This is a genomic window from Polynucleobacter yangtzensis, from assembly GCF_027924165.1.
In the GTDB taxonomy this organism is placed as follows: domain Bacteria; phylum Pseudomonadota; class Gammaproteobacteria; order Burkholderiales; family Burkholderiaceae; genus Polynucleobacter; species Polynucleobacter yangtzensis.
On the sequence record NZ_AP026973.1, the window covers coordinates 793,790 to 814,031 of the forward strand.

At 46.7% G+C, this 20,242-nt stretch carries 20 protein-coding genes; all 20 read left to right on the forward strand.

Annotated features, from left to right (window positions below; translation table 11 throughout):
- The first annotated feature begins 2 nt into the window (after positions 1 to 2).
- The gene (gene sdhA, locus QMF28_RS04140) at positions 3 to 1,781 is read left to right on the forward strand and encodes a succinate dehydrogenase flavoprotein subunit (protein WP_068321352.1); all 1,779 of its coding nucleotides are present in this window, start codon (positions 3 to 5) and stop codon (positions 1,779 to 1,781) included.
- A 17-nt stretch (positions 1,782 to 1,798) separates the two neighbouring features.
- Positions 1,799 to 2,503, forward strand: coding sequence for a succinate dehydrogenase iron-sulfur subunit (locus tag QMF28_RS04145; RefSeq protein ID WP_068321355.1), 705 nt, complete (start codon positions 1,799 to 1,801; stop codon positions 2,501 to 2,503).
- Positions 2,500 to 2,769: a succinate dehydrogenase assembly factor 2 gene (locus tag QMF28_RS04150; protein ID WP_281743394.1), complete on the forward strand. Its 270-nt coding sequence runs from the start codon at positions 2,500 to 2,502 to the stop codon at positions 2,767 to 2,769. The genes QMF28_RS04145 and QMF28_RS04150 overlap by 4 nt, the downstream gene beginning before the upstream one ends.
- A gap of 82 nt (positions 2,770 to 2,851) precedes the next feature.
- Positions 2,852 to 4,165 (forward strand): citrate synthase, encoded by a 1,314-nt coding sequence (gltA, locus tag QMF28_RS04155; protein ID WP_068321361.1) that lies wholly within the window; start codon positions 2,852 to 2,854, stop codon positions 4,163 to 4,165.
- Between the two features lie 17 nt (positions 4,166 to 4,182).
- On the forward strand, positions 4,183 to 5,592 hold the full coding sequence (gene leuC, locus QMF28_RS04160) for a 3-isopropylmalate dehydratase large subunit (RefSeq protein WP_068321364.1): 1,410 nt from the start codon (positions 4,183 to 4,185) through the stop codon (positions 5,590 to 5,592).
- 12 nt (positions 5,593 to 5,604) lie between these two features.
- Positions 5,605 to 5,811: a hypothetical protein gene (locus tag QMF28_RS04165; RefSeq protein WP_068321367.1), complete on the forward strand. Its 207-nt coding sequence runs from the start codon at positions 5,605 to 5,607 to the stop codon at positions 5,809 to 5,811.
- A 32-nt stretch (positions 5,812 to 5,843) separates the two neighbouring features.
- The gene (leuD, locus tag QMF28_RS04170) at positions 5,844 to 6,491 is read left to right on the forward strand and encodes a 3-isopropylmalate dehydratase small subunit (protein WP_068321370.1); all 648 of its coding nucleotides are present in this window, start codon (positions 5,844 to 5,846) and stop codon (positions 6,489 to 6,491) included.
- A 23-nt stretch (positions 6,492 to 6,514) separates the two neighbouring features.
- On the forward strand, positions 6,515 to 7,585 hold the full coding sequence (leuB, locus tag QMF28_RS04175; RefSeq protein ID WP_281743396.1) for a 3-isopropylmalate dehydrogenase: 1,071 nt from the start codon (positions 6,515 to 6,517) through the stop codon (positions 7,583 to 7,585).
- A 50-nt stretch (positions 7,586 to 7,635) separates the two neighbouring features.
- On the forward strand, positions 7,636 to 8,793 hold the full coding sequence (asd, locus tag QMF28_RS04180) for an aspartate-semialdehyde dehydrogenase (RefSeq protein WP_281743397.1): 1,158 nt from the start codon (positions 7,636 to 7,638) through the stop codon (positions 8,791 to 8,793).
- Positions 8,794 to 8,803: 10 nt separating this feature from the next.
- The gene (locus tag QMF28_RS04185; protein WP_281743398.1) at positions 8,804 to 10,201 is read left to right on the forward strand and encodes a FimV/HubP family polar landmark protein; all 1,398 of its coding nucleotides are present in this window, start codon (positions 8,804 to 8,806) and stop codon (positions 10,199 to 10,201) included.
- 1 nt (position 10,202) lies between these two features.
- Positions 10,203 to 11,033 (forward strand): tRNA pseudouridine(38-40) synthase TruA, encoded by an 831-nt coding sequence (truA, locus tag QMF28_RS04190; RefSeq protein WP_281743399.1) that lies wholly within the window; start codon positions 10,203 to 10,205, stop codon positions 11,031 to 11,033.
- Between the two features lie 47 nt (positions 11,034 to 11,080).
- The gene (locus QMF28_RS04195; RefSeq protein WP_281743400.1) at positions 11,081 to 11,758 is read left to right on the forward strand and encodes a phosphoribosylanthranilate isomerase; all 678 of its coding nucleotides are present in this window, start codon (positions 11,081 to 11,083) and stop codon (positions 11,756 to 11,758) included.
- Positions 11,759 to 11,788: 30 nt separating this feature from the next.
- Positions 11,789 to 12,982 (forward strand): tryptophan synthase subunit beta, encoded by a 1,194-nt coding sequence (trpB, locus tag QMF28_RS04200; protein WP_068321388.1) that lies wholly within the window; start codon positions 11,789 to 11,791, stop codon positions 12,980 to 12,982.
- Positions 12,983 to 13,016: 34 nt separating this feature from the next.
- The gene (gene trpA / locus QMF28_RS04205) at positions 13,017 to 13,814 is read left to right on the forward strand and encodes a tryptophan synthase subunit alpha (RefSeq protein WP_281743402.1); all 798 of its coding nucleotides are present in this window, start codon (positions 13,017 to 13,019) and stop codon (positions 13,812 to 13,814) included.
- A 6-nt stretch (positions 13,815 to 13,820) separates the two neighbouring features.
- Complete coding sequence (gene accD / locus QMF28_RS04210; RefSeq protein ID WP_068321394.1) at positions 13,821 to 14,708, forward strand: acetyl-CoA carboxylase, carboxyltransferase subunit beta; 888 nt, start codon at positions 13,821 to 13,823, stop codon at positions 14,706 to 14,708.
- A 4-nt stretch (positions 14,709 to 14,712) separates the two neighbouring features.
- Positions 14,713 to 16,038 carry a bifunctional tetrahydrofolate synthase/dihydrofolate synthase gene (folC, locus tag QMF28_RS04215; protein ID WP_281743403.1) on the forward strand — a complete coding sequence of 442 codons (1,326 nt, stop codon included), beginning with the start codon at positions 14,713 to 14,715 and terminating at the stop codon, positions 16,036 to 16,038.
- Between the two features lie 3 nt (positions 16,039 to 16,041).
- Complete coding sequence (locus QMF28_RS04220; RefSeq protein ID WP_281743404.1) at positions 16,042 to 16,857, forward strand: SPOR domain-containing protein; 816 nt, start codon at positions 16,042 to 16,044, stop codon at positions 16,855 to 16,857.
- Entirely contained in the window at positions 16,857 to 17,423 is a 567-nt protein-coding gene (locus tag QMF28_RS04225) for a CvpA family protein (RefSeq protein WP_281743405.1), read from the forward strand. Before QMF28_RS04220 ends, QMF28_RS04225 begins: the two co-directional genes overlap by 1 nt.
- 4 nt (positions 17,424 to 17,427) lie before the next feature.
- Entirely contained in the window at positions 17,428 to 18,966 is a 1,539-nt protein-coding gene (gene purF / locus QMF28_RS04230; protein WP_281743408.1) for an amidophosphoribosyltransferase, read from the forward strand.
- A 60-nt stretch (positions 18,967 to 19,026) separates the two neighbouring features.
- On the forward strand, positions 19,027 to 20,235 hold the full coding sequence (locus QMF28_RS04235) for an O-succinylhomoserine sulfhydrylase (protein ID WP_281743410.1): 1,209 nt from the start codon (positions 19,027 to 19,029) through the stop codon (positions 20,233 to 20,235).
- Positions 20,236 to 20,242: the final 7 nt, after the last annotated feature.

A 20,242-nucleotide genomic window follows, 5' to 3' on the forward strand; every position in this document is an offset into this window, starting at 1 on the left:
CGATGACTGCAATTAAAAAATCATTGCCACGCCGCCGTTTTGATGCGGTGATTATTGGAGCAGGTGGTTCAGGTATGCGCGCTTCATTGCAGTTGGCTGAAGCCGGCTTGAATGTTGCTGTTCTGACAAAGGTTTTCCCAACACGTTCACACACAGTTGCTGCACAAGGTGGTATCGGTGCTTCATTGGGCAACATGAGTGAAGACAATTGGCACTATCACTTTTACGACACCATCAAAGGTTCCGACTGGTTAGGCGACCAGGACGTGATCGAGTTTATGTGTCGTGAAGCTCCAAAAGTTGTTTATGAGTTAGAGCACTTTGGTATGCCGTTTGACCGTAACCCAGATGGCACGATTTATCAGCGTCCATTCGGTGGTCACACAGCAAACTATGGCGAGAAGCCAGTGCAGCGCGCATGTGCTGCAGCTGACCGTACTGGTCATGCAATGTTACACACTTTGTATCAGCGTAACGTCCGCGCAAAAACCAACTTCTTCGTTGAATGGTTGGCACTCGATTTGATTCGTGATGACGACGGTGATGTTGTTGGTGTAACTGCTCTCGAAATGGAAACTGGCCAGGTTTATATTCTGGAAGCCAAGGTTGTGATGTTGGCTACTGGTGGTGCGGGTCGTATCTGGGACGCATCAACTAACGCATTTATTAATACCGGTGACGGTATGGGCTTGGCTGCTCGCGCAGGCATTCCTTTGGAAGACATGGAGTTCTGGCAATTCCACCCAACTGGCGTAGCTGGTGCGGGCGTATTGCTGACAGAAGGCTGCCGCGGTGAAGGCGGTATCTTGCGTAACAAAGATGGTGAGCGTTTCATGGAGCGTTATGCGCCAACTTTGAAAGATTTGGCTCCACGCGATTTCGTATCACGCTCAATGGACCAAGAAATTAAAGAAGGGCGCGGTTGCGGTCCTAATGGTGATTATGTTGTGCTCGATTTGACGCACATTGGTGCCGATACGATCATGAAGCGTTTGCCTTCTGTTTATGAAATTGGTATCAACTTTGCTAACGTTGACGTTACTAAAGAGCCAATTCCAGTTGTGCCAACAATTCACTATCAGATGGGCGGTATTCCTACCAACATCAATGGTCAAGTAGTTGTGCCTGCAAATGGTATTCACAATGAAATCGTGAACGGCTTGTATGCGATTGGTGAGTGTTCATGCGTTTCTGTGCACGGTGCGAACCGCTTGGGTACAAACTCATTGCTCGACCTCTTAGTATTCGGTCGTGCTGCTGGTAACCACATTGTTGGCCTTGATCTCAAGAATCGCGAATTCAAGCCATTGCCTGCAAATGCTGGTCAGCAAACATTGGAGCGTATTGCGAAGTTGGATAATTCAACTTCAGGCGAGTACGCACAAGACGTTGCAAACGATATTCGCAAGTGCATGCAGAAATATGCTGGTGTATTCCGCAATCAAGAGTTGATGGACGAAGGTGTTCGTCAAATGGCTAAATTGACTGAGCGTGCCAAGCACTTATGGGTTAAAGACAAATCCGAAATTTTCAATACAGCACGTATTGAAGCTTTGGAAGTGGCTAACTTGGTTGAAACTGCAAACGCAACCATGATTTCTGCGGCAGCTCGTAAAGAGAGTCGTGGCGCTCATTCACATGATGATCATCCGCATCGTGATGATGAGAACTGGATGAAGCATACCCTTTGGTACAGCGAGGGCAATAAGCTTACTTACAAACCAGTTATTTTGAAGCCTTTAACTGTTGAATCATTCCCTCCAAAAGAACGTACTTTCTAAGCGAAGAGAAATAGAAAATGAGTGATATCCGTATATTCGAAATTTACCGCTACGATCCAGATGTCGATGCAGCTCCGCGCATGGAACGCTATGAGCTAGAACTCACTGGCGAGCGTATGTTGTTGGATGCTTTGATTTCCTTGAAGAAGCAAGACGAAACCATTTCTTATCGTCGTTCATGCCGTGAAGGCGTGTGCGGTTCAGATGCAATGAACATTAACGGTAAAAACGGTTTGGCTTGTTTGACCAATATGTTGACTTTGCCTAAGGTCATCACATTGCGCCCATTGCCTGGCTTGCCAGTTGTGCGTGATTTGATCGTCGACATGACTTTGTTCTTCAAACAATATTTGTCTATCAAGCCTTACTTGGTAAATGACAATCCACCTCCTGAAAAAGAGCGTCTCCAGAGTCCTGAAGAGCGTGAAGAGTTGAACGGTTTGTATGAGTGCATCTTGTGCGCATCATGCTCGACTTCATGCCCATCATTCTGGTGGAATCCTGATAAGTTCGTTGGTCCAGCAGGCTTGTTGCAGGCGTATCGCTTTATTGCTGATAGCCGTGACCAAGAAACTGCGCAGCGTTTAGATAACTTAGAGGATCCATACCGCTTGTTCCGTTGCCATACCATCATGAATTGCGTGGACGTATGTCCTAAGCACTTGAACCCAACGAAGGCAATTGGCAAGATCAAGGAGTTGATGGTTCGTAGGGCAGTATGACCCTCGGAAATGAAGAGTTATATCGTTTAAAAAGTGACGCTCGCAGGGGCTTGCTAGAGAACGATCTAATTCTGCAGCGTTTCTTTGAGCGCTATGGCACTCAGTTAAGCGTTGAAGATGGAAAAGTATTAACCCAGCTATTGGCTCTAGACGACAACGACTTAATGGATTTATTAATTGGCCGTAAAGATTCTGTAGCAAGCTTGGAGAAAGAGATGCAAGCGGACTCTTTCAAACTGGTTTTACAAAGGCTAAGAGAGAAGTAATTCAGCCTTTTGGTGCAGTAAGCGTATAGATGCATGAATGAATAGTGTATTAATCATAATTTTGAATGACTAAGGATTAGAAATGATTGAATCGGACATCAAGGCAAAACTCTCGTTTTCGGATGGAACACCAGATATTGATCTGCCAATTTACAAAGGGACAGTAGGTCCTGACGTAATTGACATTCGTAAACTCTATGGTCAGACCGGTAAATTCACTTACGATTCAGGCTTTCTGTCTACTGCATCATGCAATAGCAAAATTACTTACATCGATGGCGACAAGGGCGAGTTGCTCTATCGCGGTTACCCAATTGAAGACTTAGCAAATAACTGTGACTTCTTAGAAGTTTGCTACCTCTTGATCAATGGCGAATTGCCAAACGCAACTGAGAAAAAAGCCTTTGATGAAATGGTTATGCACCACACCATGGTTCATGAGCAAATGCAATTCTTCTTGCGTGGCTTCCGCCGTGATGCGCATCCAATGTCTGTGTTGACTGGCTTAGTTGGTGCAATGGCTGCTTTCTATCATGATGAGATTGATTACAGCGATCCGCATGCTCGTGAAGTTGCCCAAATTCGCTTGATCGCAAAGATGCCTACATTGGTGGCTATGGCATACAAGTATTCCGTAGGACAGCCATTTATCTATCCAGATAACTCTTTGTCATACACAGCAAACTTTATGCGCATGATGTTCGCAACACCATGTGAAGAGTACAAAGTGAACCCAGTATTGGTACGCGCTTTGGATCGCATCTTCACATTGCATGCTGACCACGAGCAAAACGCTTCTACTTCTACAGTGCGTTTGTGCGGTTCTTCAGGCACCAATCCATTTGCAGCGATTTCTGCTGGTATTGCTTGCCTCTGGGGTCCAGCGCACGGTGGCGCAAACGAAGCTTGCCTGCAGATGTTGAATGAAATTCAAGCTCAAGGTGGCGTAGACAAGATTCATGAATTCATCGCTCAAGTAAAAGACAAGAACTCTAGCGTTCGCTTGATGGGCTTCGGTCACCGCGTTTACAAAAACTTTGACCCACGCGCTAAATTGATGCGTGAGACTTGCTATGAAGTATTGAACGAATTGGGCTTGCAAGATGACCCATTGTTCAAGTTGGCAATGACTCTCGAGAAGATTGCTTTGGAAGATGACTACTTTGTAAGTCGTAAGCTCTATCCAAACGTAGACTTCTACTCAGGAATCGTTCAACGCGCTTTGGGTATCCCAACAGAAATGTTTACTTGTATTTTTGCTTTGGCAAGAACAGTAGGTTGGATTGCTCAGTGGGAAGAGATGATTACTGATCCTGAGTACAAGATCGGTCGTCCACGTCAGTTGTATGTTGGCGAAACAGCACGTAAGGTTCCAAACATTACAGTTCGTAAATAAGGTTTTTAAGGTCACTCATGTCTCGTACGCTTTATGACAAATTGTGGGATGACCACGTTGTTTACTCTGAAGAGGATGGCACAGCCACGATTTATATTGATCGTCAGTTGCTTCATGAGGTAACCAGTCCTCAGGCATTTGAAGGTTTAAATTTAGCTGGCCGTCCTGTTTGGCGCATCTCCGCCAATCTAGCGGTGTCTGATCACAACGTTCCAACAACGGATCGTTCTGAGGGCATTACTGATCCAATTTCTAAGTTGCAAGTAGATACCTTGGATCAAAACTGCGATGCCTTTGGTATTACCCAATACAAAATGAACGATACCCGTCAAGGGATTGTTCACGTGATTGGACCAGAGCAGGGCGCTACTTTGCCTGGTATGACAGTTGTGTGCGGAGATTCTCATACAAGTACCCATGGCGCCTTTGGTGCTTTGGCATTTGGTATCGGCACCTCTGAAGTCGAGCACGTATTAGCAACTCAAACCTTGCTCATGAAAAAAAGCAAGAACATGTTGGTAAAAGTGGATGGCCGTTTACAGCCAGGTTCTACTGCTAAAGATATTGTTCTTGCCGTGATCGGCAAGATTGGTACAGCTGGTGGCACTGGTTACACCATTGAATTTGCTGGCGAAGCAATTCGCAACCTTTCGATGGAAGGGCGCATGACTATATGCAATATGGCAATTGAAGCTGGCGCACGTGCTGGCTTAGTTGCTGTAGATGAAACAACTATTGAATACATTCAAGGCCGTCCGTATGCGCCTAAGGGTCCTGCAATGTTGCAAGCCTTGCAATACTGGAGAACTTTGCACTCTGACCCGGATGCGAAATTTGATGCTGTAGTTGAATTGCGTGCTGAAGAAATTGCGCCACAAGTTACTTGGGGAACATCTCCAGAAATGGTTCTTGCAATTAGCGATCGCGTTCCTGATCCAGAAAAAGAGCGTGATCCCAATAAGCGCGCCGCTATGGAGCGTGCATTGGAGTATATGAATCTTGTTCCTAATACACCCTTGAATGCTATTTCAATCGACAAAGTATTTATTGGTTCATGTACTAACAGTCGTATTGAAGACATTCGTGCCGCTGCAAAAGTAGTTGATCGAATTGGCAAGAAGGTCGCACCCAATGTGAAGTTAGCCTTGGTAGTTCCAGGTTCAGGTTTGGTTAAGGCCCAAGCTGAACGTGAAGGTTTGGATCGCATTTTTAAAGCCGCCGGCTTTGAGTGGCGTGAGCCAGGTTGTTCTATGTGTTTAGCAATGAATGCTGATCGCTTGGAGCCAGGCGAGCGTTGCGCTTCAACTTCTAACCGTAACTTCGAAGGTCGCCAGGGTAATGGTGGTCGTACTCATTTAGTAAGTCCTGCTATGGCAGCCGCTGCTGCAATCGAAGGTCACTTTGTTGACGTTCGCAAGATTTCATAAGGAAACTGATCGATGAAATTTTCTTCACTCTCTTTAATTTCCAGATTAGCTATTGTTGGCATTGCAGGTTTAGTGATTTCAGCTTGCAGCAGCACAATGGAAGGTGTCGGTAAAGATTTGCAAAACATGGGAACTTCCATGGGTGGATCAAGCAACACACAGCAAGGCAATCAATCGCAAACAAAGGGTAAGGACGTTGTCGTTACTCCTGTGAAGTAAACAATTAAAGCAAATAGAGTAAAAGTCGAATCATGGAAAAATTTACGGTATACAAAGGTTTAGTTGCTCCGCTTAATCGCGAGAACGTGGATACCGACGCCATCATTCCAAAGCAATTCTTAAAGTCCATTAAAAAAACTGGCTTTGGGCAAAATCTCTTTGATGAATGGCGCTATCTAGACCACGGTGAGCCTGGTCAAGATTGCAGCACTCGTCCAATTAATCCCGACTTTGTCCTAAATCAACCTCGCTATAAAGGTGCAGGTATTCTGTTAGCTCGCAAGAACTTTGGTTGTGGCAGCTCCCGTGAGCACGCGCCATGGGCATTAGATCAATACGGTTTTAGAGCAGTTATCGCCCCAAGCTTTGCGGATATTTTTTATAACAACTGCTTCAAAAATGGCGTTTTACCCATTGTTTTGACAGAAATGCAGGTGGATCATCTATTTAATGAAACCATGGCTTTCAATGGTTACCAGTTGACGATTGATCTAGAGGCTCAGCAGGTCATCGCCCCTGATGGCACCGCCTATAGCTTCGATGTCGCCCCCTTTAGGAAATATTGCCTTCTTAATGGCTTAGACGATATTGGCTTAACACTGCAACATGCAGATAAAATCAAGGCTTATGAAGCTGAACGCATCCTCAAGATGCCTTGGCTTGCGACACAATTGCCGTAATTTCGTTGATTTAAAGGCCTTTCATGAAAATTGCAGTTCTCCCGGGCGATGGTATCGGCCCGGAAATCGTTGCTCAAGCCGTTCGAGTACTCCACGCGCTTGGCCCAAAGTTTGATTTAGAAGAAGCTCCAGTTGGTGGGGCTGCTTATGATGTTGCTGGTCATCCTCTGCCACCAGCAACACTAGAACTTGCTAAAAAAGCCGATGCGATTTTATTTGGCGCGGTAGGTGACTGGAAATATGACACCCTTGCGCGCGAACTACGTCCTGAACAAGCGATCTTGGGTTTACGTAAGCATCTTGAGTTGTTCGCCAACTTTAGACCTGCTATTTGCTATCCAGAACTCACTTCTGCATCGAGTCTTAAGCCAGAAATTATTGGTGGCTTAGATATTTTGATTGTGCGCGAACTCAATGGCGATATTTATTTTGGTCAGCCGCGCGGCATTCGTACCTCAGAGTTACCTTTATTTAAAGGTGCTCGTGAAGGCTTTGACACTATGCACTATAGCGAGCCAGAAGTAGAGCGAATTGGGCATGTTGCTTTTCAAGCTGCACGCAAGCGCGGCAAGAAAGTATGCAGCGTTGATAAAGCGAACGTATTAGAAACTTCACAACTTTGGCGTGAAGTGATGATTCGTATTGCAAAAGAGTATCCAGACGTTGAGTTGTCGCATATGTATGTGGATAACGCCGCAATGCAGTTGGTTAAAGCACCTAAGGCATTTGACGTAGTGGTCACTGGTAATTTGTTTGGTGACATTCTGTCTGACGAAGCAGCTATGTTGACTGGCTCGATTGGTATGTTGCCATCTGCCTCATTGGATAAGAACAATAAAGGCTTATATGAGCCAAGTCATGGCTCTGCGCCGGATATTGCTGGCAAAGGCATCGCCAATCCATTGGCAACGATTTTGTCTGCTGCCATGATGTTGCGCTATTCCTTAGGAATGCCTGCTGAGGCGGACCGTATTGAAAAGGCGGTTCAGAAAGTATTGGCGCAAGGATTGCGTACGGCCGATATTTATACCGAAGGCACGAAAAAAGTATCAACCATCGAAATGGGTGACGCTGTTGTTGCGGCGCTCGCATAAGAAATAAAACAAACGTAAACAGAAATTAAATTCACTAGATAGTTAACATCATGGCAAATACACAAACACCTTTGGTTGGTTTAGTTGGTTGGCGCGGTATGGTCGGTAGCGTTCTTATGGAGCGTATGCTCGCTGAGAAAGATTTTGATCTAATTGAGCCAGTATTTTTTAGCACCAGTCAAGCCGGTGGTGAAGTACCACTTCTCAATGGTAAAAAAGTTACCAAGAGTGAAAGCACTTTGCAAGATGCCAACGACATCAAAGCATTGTCACGTTGCGACATCATCTTGACATGCCAGGGTGGCGACTACACCAACGATATCTTCCCTAAGCTACGCGCTGCAGGGTGGAATGGTCATTGGATTGATGCTGCAAGTGCGTTGCGCATGAAAGATGATGCTGTATTGGTCTTGGACCCAGTAAATCGTCCGGTGATTGATAAAGCTTTGGCTGCTGGTGGCAAGAATTGGATCGGTGCCAATTGCACCGTGAGCTTGATGATGATGGCTATGGGCGGTCTGGTGAAGGCTGACATGGTTGAGTGGATTAGCGCCATGACTTACCAAGCGGCTTCTGGTGCTGGTGCACAGAACATGCGCGAATTGCTCCTGCAAATGGGCGCATTGCGTGACAGCGTAGCTGCTGAATTAGCTGACCCATCTTCATGGATTTTGGATATTGATCGCAAAGTTACAGAGACATTGCGCTCTTCTGACTTTCCGAAGAAAAACTTCCGCAACACCGCATTAGCAGGTAGCTTGATTCCTTGGATCGACGTGCCTGTTGAGAACGGTCAAACTAAAGAAGAGTGGAAGGGTGGCGCTGAGTTCAATAAGATCTTGGGTCGTCCAGCATTCCGCACCCCAGGCAGTATTCCAATTGATGGTTTATGTGTGCGTGTTGGTGCGATGCGCTGCCACTCACAAGGTTTGACTGTAAAGCTCAAAAAAGATATCCCACTCAAAGAGATCGAAGCAATTTTGGCTGCTGACAACCAGTGGGTCAAAGTGGTTCCTAATGATCGTGAAACAACTGAGCGTGATTTATCTCCTGCAGCTATCAGCGGCACATTAACTGTGCCTATCGGTCGTTTGCATAAGATGGCAATGGGCCCAGAGTACTTAGGTGCATTCACGGTGGGTGACCAACTCCTGTGGGGCGCTGCTGAGCCATTGCGTCGTATGCTCCGCATTCTGCTCGAAAAGTAATCCCTTCTTTATGTACCGCATTTGCCAGCTGAGCTTTTTAAAGCTTCTTAGCTTTGTTTTGCTTAGCTGGTCTTTCAACGCCGCTGCAATCTCCTTAGGTGCGCCGCAACTCCAGTCTCGCCCAGGCGAACCATTGCGAGTAGAAATTCCTATTCGGGTAGGGGCTGATGAGCAGGCCGCTCTATCCAGTCTGAATGTGGCTATGCCGAATAAGGCTGCATATGAGCGCCTCGGAATCTCTCAAAAGATACTGCAGTTAAATCCACAGGCGATGGTGTATCGCAATCGTCAAGAGCGGTTAATGGTGCTTGTTGAAACCGTTGATTCTGTTCCTGTGACAGATGATCCATTCCTGGATGTATTAGTCAATCTCAATTGGTCGAGCGGAAGTCTCACTAAGACATTTACTTTATTGCTGGGTGATGTACAAAAAATTACCGTCAAGCCAGGCCAAACCTTATCTGAGATTGCCGCCACTATTGCGCCTCAACTAGAGGGCGCCACTCTTGATCAAACCATGATGGCTTTGTATAAAGCCAATCCGGATGCTTTTGCTAGCGGCAGTATTAATCGCCTGGCTGCTAGCGCAGAGTTAACTAAGCCAAGTCAGGCATTGTTGCGCTCAATCAGTCCTGCAGAAGCAAATCAATTTGTTGCTGATGCCAATGAACAATGGCGTGCTGAGCATGATGGTAAGGGTGCCAATGCAGGTACTGGATCAAATGCCGCCAAGTCGGGGGAAGTGGCACCTAAAGATCGCTTAAAGATTGGTTCAAGTGCCGAGGGTAACGAGCAAGAGCGTCGTTATACCGAGGAGTTGGTCGCTCAAGAGAAGATGCTCGAGCAAACTAAAGCTCGTGTCGCTGAATTGGAAAAGAATATTGCCGATCTACAAAGACTCTTAGATAAATCAAAAGAGAAAAAGGCGGTAGATAGTAATTTTGGTTTAGGAGGCTTTGGCCCAGCTATTTTGGCTATTGGCTTAATTGCACTAACCGGTCTACTTCTGTGGGGTTTAGCTCGTAATGCGCGTCGTTCAGAGGCGCCAAGTATTCATACGCATGCCCATCAAGCAAGCAAAGAAGAAAAACATCAAGAAGAGAAACCTGTAGCAGGAACACCTTTTGAAATGCCAGCTCGTGCTAAAGCATTGTTTGAGGGAATCGATCTTGATCTTTCAAAGCCAGCAAATGCGGCGCCATCAGATACGGCAATCCCACCTTCTAATCCTCTGGCTGATACCTTGCGCGTCAAACTCAATTTGGCACGCGCTTACATCACGATTGAAGATTTTTCTGCTGCTAAAAAGTCTTTGGATGAAGTGCTCCGAATGAGCAATTCGGTAGACCCTGCAATTACCATTGAAGCACAGGGCTTGTTGGCAGAAATCTCGCATCGCAATACCTAATATGCGAATAGCCCTTGGCCTTCAGTATGACGGCAGCCCATATTCTGGTTGGCAAACTCAGGTCAATCACAACACCGTACAAGATAAATTAGAAAAAGCAATCTCTGCTTTTGTTGGTGAGCAGGCGAGTGCAGAACATCCCATTCATACCATCACCGCAGGTAGAACGGATACTGGAGTTCATGCTCTGGGGCAGGTTGTGCACTTTGATACCAATGTCGAGCGCGAAGATTTTTCATGGGTACGAGGTGTCAACTCCTTCTTGCCACCATCGATTGTGGTGAACTGGGCTAAACCAGTTTCCGATGAATTTAGCGCGCGTTTCTCAGCTTATGAGCGCGAATATATTTACGCATTACAGGCCGGGCCTTGTCGTTCACCAATGTCGCATTCGCGTGCTGGATATTTAATGTTGCCACCAGGCAATTGGCTTGATGTAGAGGCAATGAAAAAATCCGCTGAATGTTTAATTGGCGAACATGACTTCAGCTCATTTCGCTCATCCGAATGTCAGAGTAAAACGCCAGTCAAAACGATTTACTCTATAGAGATTATTTCTGAGCAGCCTTGGGTTTATTTTCGAATCCGTGGAAATGCCTTTTTGCATCATATGATCCGCAACATTGTTGGGTGCTTTTTGCAAATCGGACAGGGCAGGCAAAAGCCAGAATGGATGATTGAAGTGTTGGCAGCTAAGAATCGGCAAATTGCTGCCCCGACCTTTATGGCGGATGGTCTGTATTTGGCCAAAATTACTTATCCCGAGGAATTTGCCATTCCACAGCCATGGTTGGAAAACTCCTGGCTACCTGCCAAGGTTATCGGGAAGTAAGAGAAAGAGCAAAAGAAATAATAGGCCCCAGGCCTTATCATTCATTTATGGGCTTACTGACATATTCTCCCGGCCGAACTAGGGTCAAAATCTGCGGTTTAAAGACGTCTGCAGACGTGGATTCAGCCGTTGCCGCAGGTGTAGATGCGGTTGGCTTTGTCTTTTATCCCCCAAGTGTGCGGGCTGTAAGCCCCAATATCGCTGCCCAGCTCATTTCTAGGCTTCCAGTAGGGGTGGATGCCGTTGGATTGGTTGTAAACGCTACAGATGAGCAATTTGCCGCTATTCGAGCTGCTGCCTCGATCACCTTATGGCAGTTTCACGGGGATGAGACCCCAGAGCGCTGTGCCCAGCTTGCTGCTGGCGAGCCCTGGATGAAGGCCGCCCGCGTAGGAACAGGCTTCGCTTTTGATGATTTTTCCCTACAATACGGTCAAGCAAACGCTTTTCTGCTGGATGCCCTCGTCGAGGGATATGGTGGCGGAGGCGTTCCTTTTGATTGGCAAGGAATACCGCAGACATGGGTAAGCGAAAACGCGCCTCGGGTCGTTTTGAGTGGTGGATTGAACGTGCACAACGTGGGCGAAGCGATTGCACGTCTGCATCCTTGCGCGGTTGACGTCAGCAGTGGCGTAGAAATCAGCAGGGGTATTAAAGATCCTGCGCTCATGGCTCAATTTATCCAAGCAGTGCGCGCAGCTGATGCGAAAACATCATCCCAATAATTTGCTGTAACCAAATCAAAAGAGGTAGTTATGTACGATAAGCCAGATGCACGAGGACACTTTGGTCCCTATGGTGGCGTATTTGTTTCTGAGACATTGATGTATGCATTGGATGAGCTGAAGGAAGCCTATGCAAAATATCAACATGATCCAGAATTCATTGAAGAGTTTCATTACGAACTCAAGCACTTTGTAGGCAGACCATCACCGGTCTATCACGCTAAGCGTTGGAGTGAAATGCTCGGAGGTGCGCAGATCTATCTCAAGCGTGAAGATTTAAATCACACTGGTGCACACAAGATTAATAACGTGATTGGTCAAGCAATGTTGGCTAAGCGTATGGGCAAGCCCCGCATCATTGCTGAGACTGGAGCGGGGCAGCATGGCGTTGCCACGGCTACTATCTGCGCCCGCTTTGGCTTGGACTGTACGGTTTATCAAGGTTCTGTTGACGTAGCTCGTCAGGCGCAAAACGTATTTCGTATGAAGTTGCTTGGCGCCAAAGTCGTTCCAGTGGAATCTGGCACAAAGACTTTAAAAGACGCGCTCAATGAAGCGATGCGCGATTGGGTCACGAACGTCGACAATACTTTCTACATTATTGGCACTGTTGCAGGACCGCATCCTTATCCAATGATGGTGAGAGATTTTCAAAGCGTGATTGGTGAAGAGTGCAAAGTACAAATGCCTGAGATGACTGGTCGTCAACCTGACTTCGTTCTTGCTTGTGTAGGCGGTGGTTCAAATGCGATGGGCATTTTCTATCCATACATTGATTACCCCGAGGTAAAGCTTGTTGGTGTTGAGGCAGCCGGTCATGGTTTGGGTAGTGGCTTGCATTCTGCAGCGTTATGCGTTGGTAAGCCTGGCGTATTACATGGTAACCGTACTTATTTATTACAAGATGAGAATGGTCAGATCTCTGAAACCCATTCTGTTTCTGCTGGCATGGACTACCCAGGAGTTGGTCCTGAACATGCTTGGTTAAAAGATTCTGGTCGAGCAGACTATGTGGCAATTACAGACGAAGAAGCATTGCAAGCATTCCATGACTGTTGCCGTATTGAAGGCATCATTCCTGCGCTTGAGTCTTCTCACGCCATTGCCTATGCCTGCAAGCTGGCTAAGACATTGCCAAAAGACAAAACAATCTTGGTGAACCTATCTGGCCGTGGTGATAAAGATATGCATACCGTTGCTCAAGCAACTGGCTCCGAAGGCTAAAAAGAAAAAACAAAAATAGAAAAATAAAATAGCTATGTCAAAAATTACTGCGCTCTTTAAGGAGCTAAAAGCAACAGGTAAAAAAGGATTGATTCCTTTTATTACTGCTGGCGATCCAGATCCAAAACAAACTGTTGAACTTATGCATGCACTGGTACGCGGTGGTTCAAGCGTGATCGAATTAGGCGTGCCATTTTCAGATCCAATGGCTGACGGTCCTGTGATTCAGAGATCATCAGAGCGCGCATTAACTCATGGCGTCACTTTGCATAGTTGCTTAGAGATGGTGAAAGAGTTTCGCAAGAAGGACACCAACACCCCAGTGGTGTTGATGGGCTATGCAAATCCTGTTGAGCAAATGGGGGCAGAGCGTTTTGCAACTGAGGCAAAAGCTGCCGGTGTTGATGGTGTTTTGGTGGTGGACTATCCACCAGAAGAGTGCGTTGATTTTGCTGCTCGTATGCGCGTTGCTGGCATTGATCCGATTTTCTTATTGGCGCCTACTTCATCCTATGAGCGTATAAAAGAAGCCGCCAAAATAGCTTCTGGTTATATCTATTACGTTTCTGTGCGGGGCGTTACAGGTGCATCCCACCTTAATACCCAGGATGTAGCTAGCATCATCCCGAAGATTCGAGAAGAAACCGATATCCCAATCGCTGTAGGCTTTGGAATTAGCGATGCCGCTAGCGCCAAGGCTGTGTCGGCTAGTGCTGATGCCGTGGTGATTGGTAGCCGAATTATTCGCCTTTTAGAGGATGCGCCCCCTGGCCAGGCGGTACAATTACTGGAAACCTTTATTCGTGAGATTCGCGACGCATTGGATAGTTAAAAACTAATGAGCTGGATAGATAAATTACTCCCACCCCAAATTCAACATACTGATCCTGCGAATCGCAAATCAGTTCCTGAAGGATTGTGGGTCAAGTGCCCTGGTTGCGAAACCGTTCTCTACAGCACTGACATCGAAGCGAATTTATCGGTTTGTCCAAAATGTAGTCACCACATGCGCATCGGCGCACGTCTCCGCTTAGACAGTCTTTTAGATGAAAAAGGTCGCTACGAAATCGGCGCAGATATTTATCCAACCGATCCACTGAAGTTCAAAGATTCCAAAAAATACCCAGACCGCATTAAAGAAGCAAACGATGCCTCTGGTGAATCTGAAGCGCTGATTGTGATGGGCGGCAAGATTGAAACGATTCCTGTAGTTGCTGCATGTTTTGAATTCCAATACATGGGTGGCTCGATGGGCTCTGTAGTGGGTGAGCGCTTTGCCCGCGGTGTTCAAGAAGCGATTAATAAGAAGTGTGCATTTATTTGCGTAACCGCTACTGGTGGTGCACGTATGCAAGAGAGTTTGTTATCTCTGTTTCAGATGGCTAAGACTAACTCGATGTTGACTTTGTTAGCTAAAAAAGGTTTGCCATACATCAGCGTTCTTACCGACCCAACGATGGGTGGTATCTCCGCGAGCTTTGCCTTCATGGGTGATGTTGTGATGGCTGAGCCTAAGGCTTTGATTGGTTTTGCTGGTCCTCGCGTGATTGAGCAAACTGTACGTGAGAAATTACCAGAAGGATTCCAGCGTTCAGAATTCTTGATGCAAAAGGGCGGCATTGACATGATTGTTGATCGTCGTCAGATGCGTGGTGAAATTGCCCGTTTGTTGGCTTTGCTACAAAAGCTTCCTGAGCCTGCGATAGCTGGTAGCGCAGCCGTTTAAGCGCTTGAGCTCCGCACACCAAGCCCCCATTTTATTTTCTAGCCTAGAGGCTTGGCTTAGCCACCTCGAAACTGCTCACCCTGTCGGCATTGACATGGGGCTAGAGCGCATCAATCGTGTGAAGGCCGTATTAGATTTGCATTTCGATTGTCCAGTGATTACGGTTGCTGGCACCAATGGCAAAGGATCCACTTGCGCCTTTTTAGAAAGCATTCTCCTCGCATCCGGTTACCGCGTTGGTTGCCACACCTCACCGCATCTACTGCAATTTAATGAGCGTGCCCGTATCAATGGTGAGGATGTTAAAGACAATATCTTGCTTGAGCATTTTGCTGCTGTAGAAAATGCGCGCGTTAGTTTGGTTGATGCGCCAACGTTGACTTATTTTGAATTCACCACCTTAGCCATCATGCATCTGTTTTCCAAATCAAATTTGGATGCAGTGGTATTGGAAGTTGGAATGGGCGGTCGTTTAGATGCAGTCAATATTGTTGATGCTGATTGCGCCATCGTGACTAGTATCGATATTGATCATGCGGATTTCTTAGGCGGTACACGCGAAGCGATTGGTTTGGAGAAGGCGGGCATATTCCGCCCGGGTCATATTGCAGTATGCGGTGATCCTGTGCCTCCACAAACACTCATCGATCATGCCGAAAAGTTAGGCTGTGATCTTTGGTTGCAGGGACGTGATTACAACTTCCAGGGCGATAAACAGCAGTGGGGTTGGGCAGGGCGCAATAAGCGCTTTAGTGGCCTTGGCTACCCAGCATTGCGTGGCGCCAATCAGATTCTTAATGCATCTGCTGTTATTGCTGCCTTAATGGCGCTGCATCAGCGCTTGCCTGTCAGCGCTCAGGACATACGCAATGGCTTTGCCCTAGTGGAGTTGCCTGGCCGCTTTCAGGTCCTTCCTGGGCAGCCTACGGTCGTTTTGGATGTGGCTCACAACCCCCATGCAGCAGCCACCTTGGCTCAGGGTCTGGATAAGATGGGTTATCACCCTTATACCTATGCCATTTTTGGGGCAATGGCTGACAAAGATATCGAAGGCGTCATCAAACCCCTTTTGAATATCGTGGATTTCTGGTTTTGCACGGATTTACCGACTCCTAGGGCGGCTTCAGGTCAGTTCCTTGCTCAGAAGCTTGAAAGCATGGGTGTAAAGCCTAAAAATGGGTCAGATGGTGGCATCGAAATCTTTGAAAATCCCGCTTTGGCGTATCAAAAAGCGCTATCTCAGGCTGGTGAGGGTGATAGAATTGTCACCTTCGGATCCTTCTATACCGTTGCAGGCGTAATGACTTACCGAAACAACCAGGCCCACTGATCCATGATTCGTTTACCAAGCTTTTTTAGGCGAAAAACCCAGTCTGATGACCTTGAATTTGATTCAAGGGGTGGTCGCACCGCCAAAAGAGCGGCACCACGTAGTTTTCAACGCGCAGCAGAAGCTGAAGAGTTAGCTCTAACCGAAGATCCTGAACAACAAAGAGCGCGACATCGTCTTATCGGCGCAGCTGTATTGGTCTTAATTGCAGTAGTTGGACTACCTCGTATTTTGGATAGCAAGCCCAAGTTAGCTCCAAACGATATCGCCGTAAATATCGTGACCAGCTTACCAATCCCCGGCACTGAATCTAAGCCTGAAGAAAAACCAAAAGCAGAAGTGCCTGTTGAGAGCGCTAAAGACGCACCCAAAGTTGTAGCCGCACCCGTACCTGCGCCTGAAGTAAAGCCGGAAACAAAACCGGAGACCAAAGCTGAAGTTAAACCAGTGGCTCCCGCAGCAAATAAATCCGGCACATTAGGTTTGGCGGCCGGTGAAGAAGTAGTTGCTACCAGCGCTCCCAAAGCAGACAAACCAAAAACAGATGATGCAACTAAACCTGCCACTACAAACGGTTCGGGTAAGTACGTTATTCAGATTGGTGCTTTTGCATCGGAAGAGCGTGCCAAGGGTTGGATTGCAAAACTCAAAGATCAAAAGATTCCAAACTATGTCTTAAATAAGACTGGCACTGATGGTGCTAAGTTGTATGTACTGCGCGCAGGACCATATACTGATAAAGAATCCGCCGAAGCAGCGGAGAAGAAAATTAAGGCGATGGGTCTGTCACCAAGACTCGTCGAATCCGGTAAGCAGTAATGGAATACTTATCCACCCTCAAGCTAACATCGGTGGATTACTTCACCCTAGTTGTGCTCTTGATCTCAGCTCTTGTTGGTATCTCACGCGGCCTGTTTAAAGAGGTGCTTGCTTTAGCTTCTTGGTTTGCTGCAGCTTGGGTTGCCTATCACTACAGCAATTATCTTTCTACAGAATGGCTGTCTACATTCCACCTAGATGAGTTGCTTAGTTTGGGTGTGAGTTTCATCATTCTGTTCATATTGACACTCATCATTTGTGGCTTATTTGGTGGGGTAGTACAGAAAATTATCTTGTCAGTAGGTCTGAGCTTGACTGACCGTTTTTTGGGTTTGATATTCGGTGTGATTCGTGGCGGCTTGATTGTTGTAGTGCTTGCTACCTTGGCTGCGCTCACTCCCATTCCGCAAAGCATGGCCTGGAAGAATGCCATTACCAGACCAGCAATTGATATGGCAACCGGTTTAATTAAAGGTTGGCTTCCTGCTGACTGGGCAAAGCAATTAGGCGATGCAATGCCTAAAGTTACCCCTACCATTACTCCTAAATTAACAATAGGAATCTAGAGATATGTGCGGCGTCGTCGGAACTGTTTCCCACTCACCAGTAAATCAACTTCTCTATGATGCCTTGTTGCTTTTGCAACATCGCGGTCAAGATGCCGCAGGTATTGCGACGATGAACGGAAATTCGTTCACGATGCATAAAGCCAACGGCTTAGTACGAGATGTTTTCAGAACACGCAATATGCGCAGCCTAGTAGGTAATGCGGGTATTGGTCAGGTGCGCTATCCAACTGCTGGTTCAGCTAGCAGTGAAGAAGAGGCGCAACCTTTTTATGTCAGTGCACCATACGGCATCATCCTGGCTCATAACGGCAATTTAACCAATGCGCCAAGTCTGCGTGTTGAGATGGCTTATCGTGATCGTCGTCACATCAATACGAGTTCTGATACTGAAGTATTGCTGAACGTGTTGGCTGACGAACTACAAAAAGAAACCAATAGCGCAGCTCTCGATGAGGGCGCAATGTTTAACGCCGTTACTGGAGTTACCAGTCGTGTTAAAGGTTCATATGCAGTTGTGTCGTTGATTGCTGGCTATGGTTTGTTGGCTTTCCGAGATCAGTACGGCATTCGTCCTTTGTGTATCGGACGTATTGATACACCGCAAGGTCCTGAGTGGATGATTGCATCTGAGTCGGTTGCTCTTGAAGGCTTGGGCTTCACATTTGTACGTGACGTCAATCCAGGCGAAGCAATTTATATCGATTTAGATGGCAATTTCTATTCACGTCAGTGCGTACCAAATGCAGTGCTTACTCCTTGTATCTTTGAGTATGTCTACATGGCTCGTCCAGACTCCACCATTGATGGAGTCACTGTCTATAACGTGCGCATGCGCATGGGTGATTACTTGGCGGAGAAGATTCGCAAAGAGACCAATGTCAACGAGATCGATGTAGTGATGCCGATTCCGGATTCTAGCCGTCCAGCAGCAATGCAGGTTGCTAAGAACTTGGGTGTGGATTATCGCGAAGGCTTCTTTAAAAACCGTTATATCGGTCGCACCTTCATCATGCCGGGGCAGGCTGTTCGCAAGAAGTCAGTTCGTCAAAAACTCAATGCGATGCGTATTGAGTTTAAAGATAAGACTGTGCTGATCGTGGATGACTCTATCGTTCGCGGAACCACTTCTTTTGAGATTGTGCAGATGGCTCGCGAGTCTGGTGCCAAGAAAGTGATCTTTGCTTCTGCTGCGCCTCCAGTACGTTTCCCGAACGTCTATGGCATTGATATGCCTACGCGTAGTGAATTGGTTGCCTATGGCCGCACTGATGAAGAAATCAACAAGATGATTGGTGCTGATCAACTCATCTATCAAAGTATTGAAGACATGAAGCAGGCAGTAAGGGATGTTAATCCCAATATTCAGCAGTTTGAAGCTTCTTGTTTTGATGGAAATTACATCACGGGTGATATTACTGAGTCCTATTTGGATGCTTTAGAAGCCGCCAGAAATACTTCAGCTGCTAAGGCTGATCGTCAAAAGGATTCGAGTGACTTCGCTCGCTCCCAGCTCCACCTGCATTTAGCTACCGAAGACTAAAAAGCGACAGGATATTGCCTCACATGAGGCAATTCCTCAATTCGGTGTCAAAATAGCATCATGAAGAGCAAAACCACACGCAAAAAACCGGATTTTTCTAAGCTGGCCCTAGAGACTCTAGCGGTCCGCGCTGGCACACGTCGTACTGCTGAGTATCAAGAGCACTCTGAGGCAATGTTCCTCACTTCAAGTTTTTGCTTTGATAGCGCTGAATTAGCAGCAGATGGTTTTGCTCACGCTGATCAAGGTTTTATCTATTCCCGCTTTACCAATCCAACTGTGAGTATGTTCCAAGATCGTTTGGCTGCTCTAGAGGGTGGTGAGGCTTGTATTGCAACTGCTTCTGGAATGGCTGCCATCATGACATTGGCGATGGCGCATTTGCAAGCAGGGGACCACGTTGTTTGCTCTCGTTCTGTATTTGGTGCAACGATTCAATTGTTCACCAATATCTTGGGTCGCTTTGGCATTACAACAACCTATGTTGATTTGGCTGATACCAAGTCATGGCAAGCTGCTGTCCAACCGAATACCAAACTCTTTTATCTCGAGACGCCTTCCAATCCATTGACTGAGATTGCGGACATTAAAGCAATTTCAAAGATCGCCAAAAAAGCAAATGCATTATTTGCTGTAGATAACTGCTTCTGCACGCCAGCCTTGCAAAAGCCATTAGCGCTTGGTGCTGATGTCGTCATTCATTCGGCTACTAAATATTTAGATGGCCAAGGTAGGGTAGTTGGCGGAGCAATCGTGGGTAGCAACGACTTCGTCATGGGTAAAGTGTTCCCTTATGTGCGTACTGCAGGCCCAACACTGTCTGCATTTAATGCTTGGGTATTTCTAAAGGGTCTAGAGACTTTAGAGCTTCGTATGAAGCAACAAAGCCAGAATGCGCTCGCCTTGGCTCAATGGCTAGAGAAGCAGCCTGGTGTCGAGCGTGTTTACCACCCAGGCTTGAAGTCACATCCTCAACATGCATTGGCTAAGCGCCAGCAAAAAGAGGGCGGAGCGATTCTGTCTTTCACTCTAAAAGGCGGCAAGAAAGCTGCGTTCAAACTCATTAACCAAACCAAGCTTTGCTCGATTACAGCAAACCTAGGTGACACACGTACAACCATCACCAATCCAGCAACAACGACGCATTGCCGCGTATCGCCAGAAGCCAGAAAAGCTGCAGGTATTACCGATGGCTTAGTGCGTATTGCGGTTGGCTTAGAAAACATCAACGATTTAAAGAATGACCTCGTTGGCGGACTCAAAAAATAACCAGATC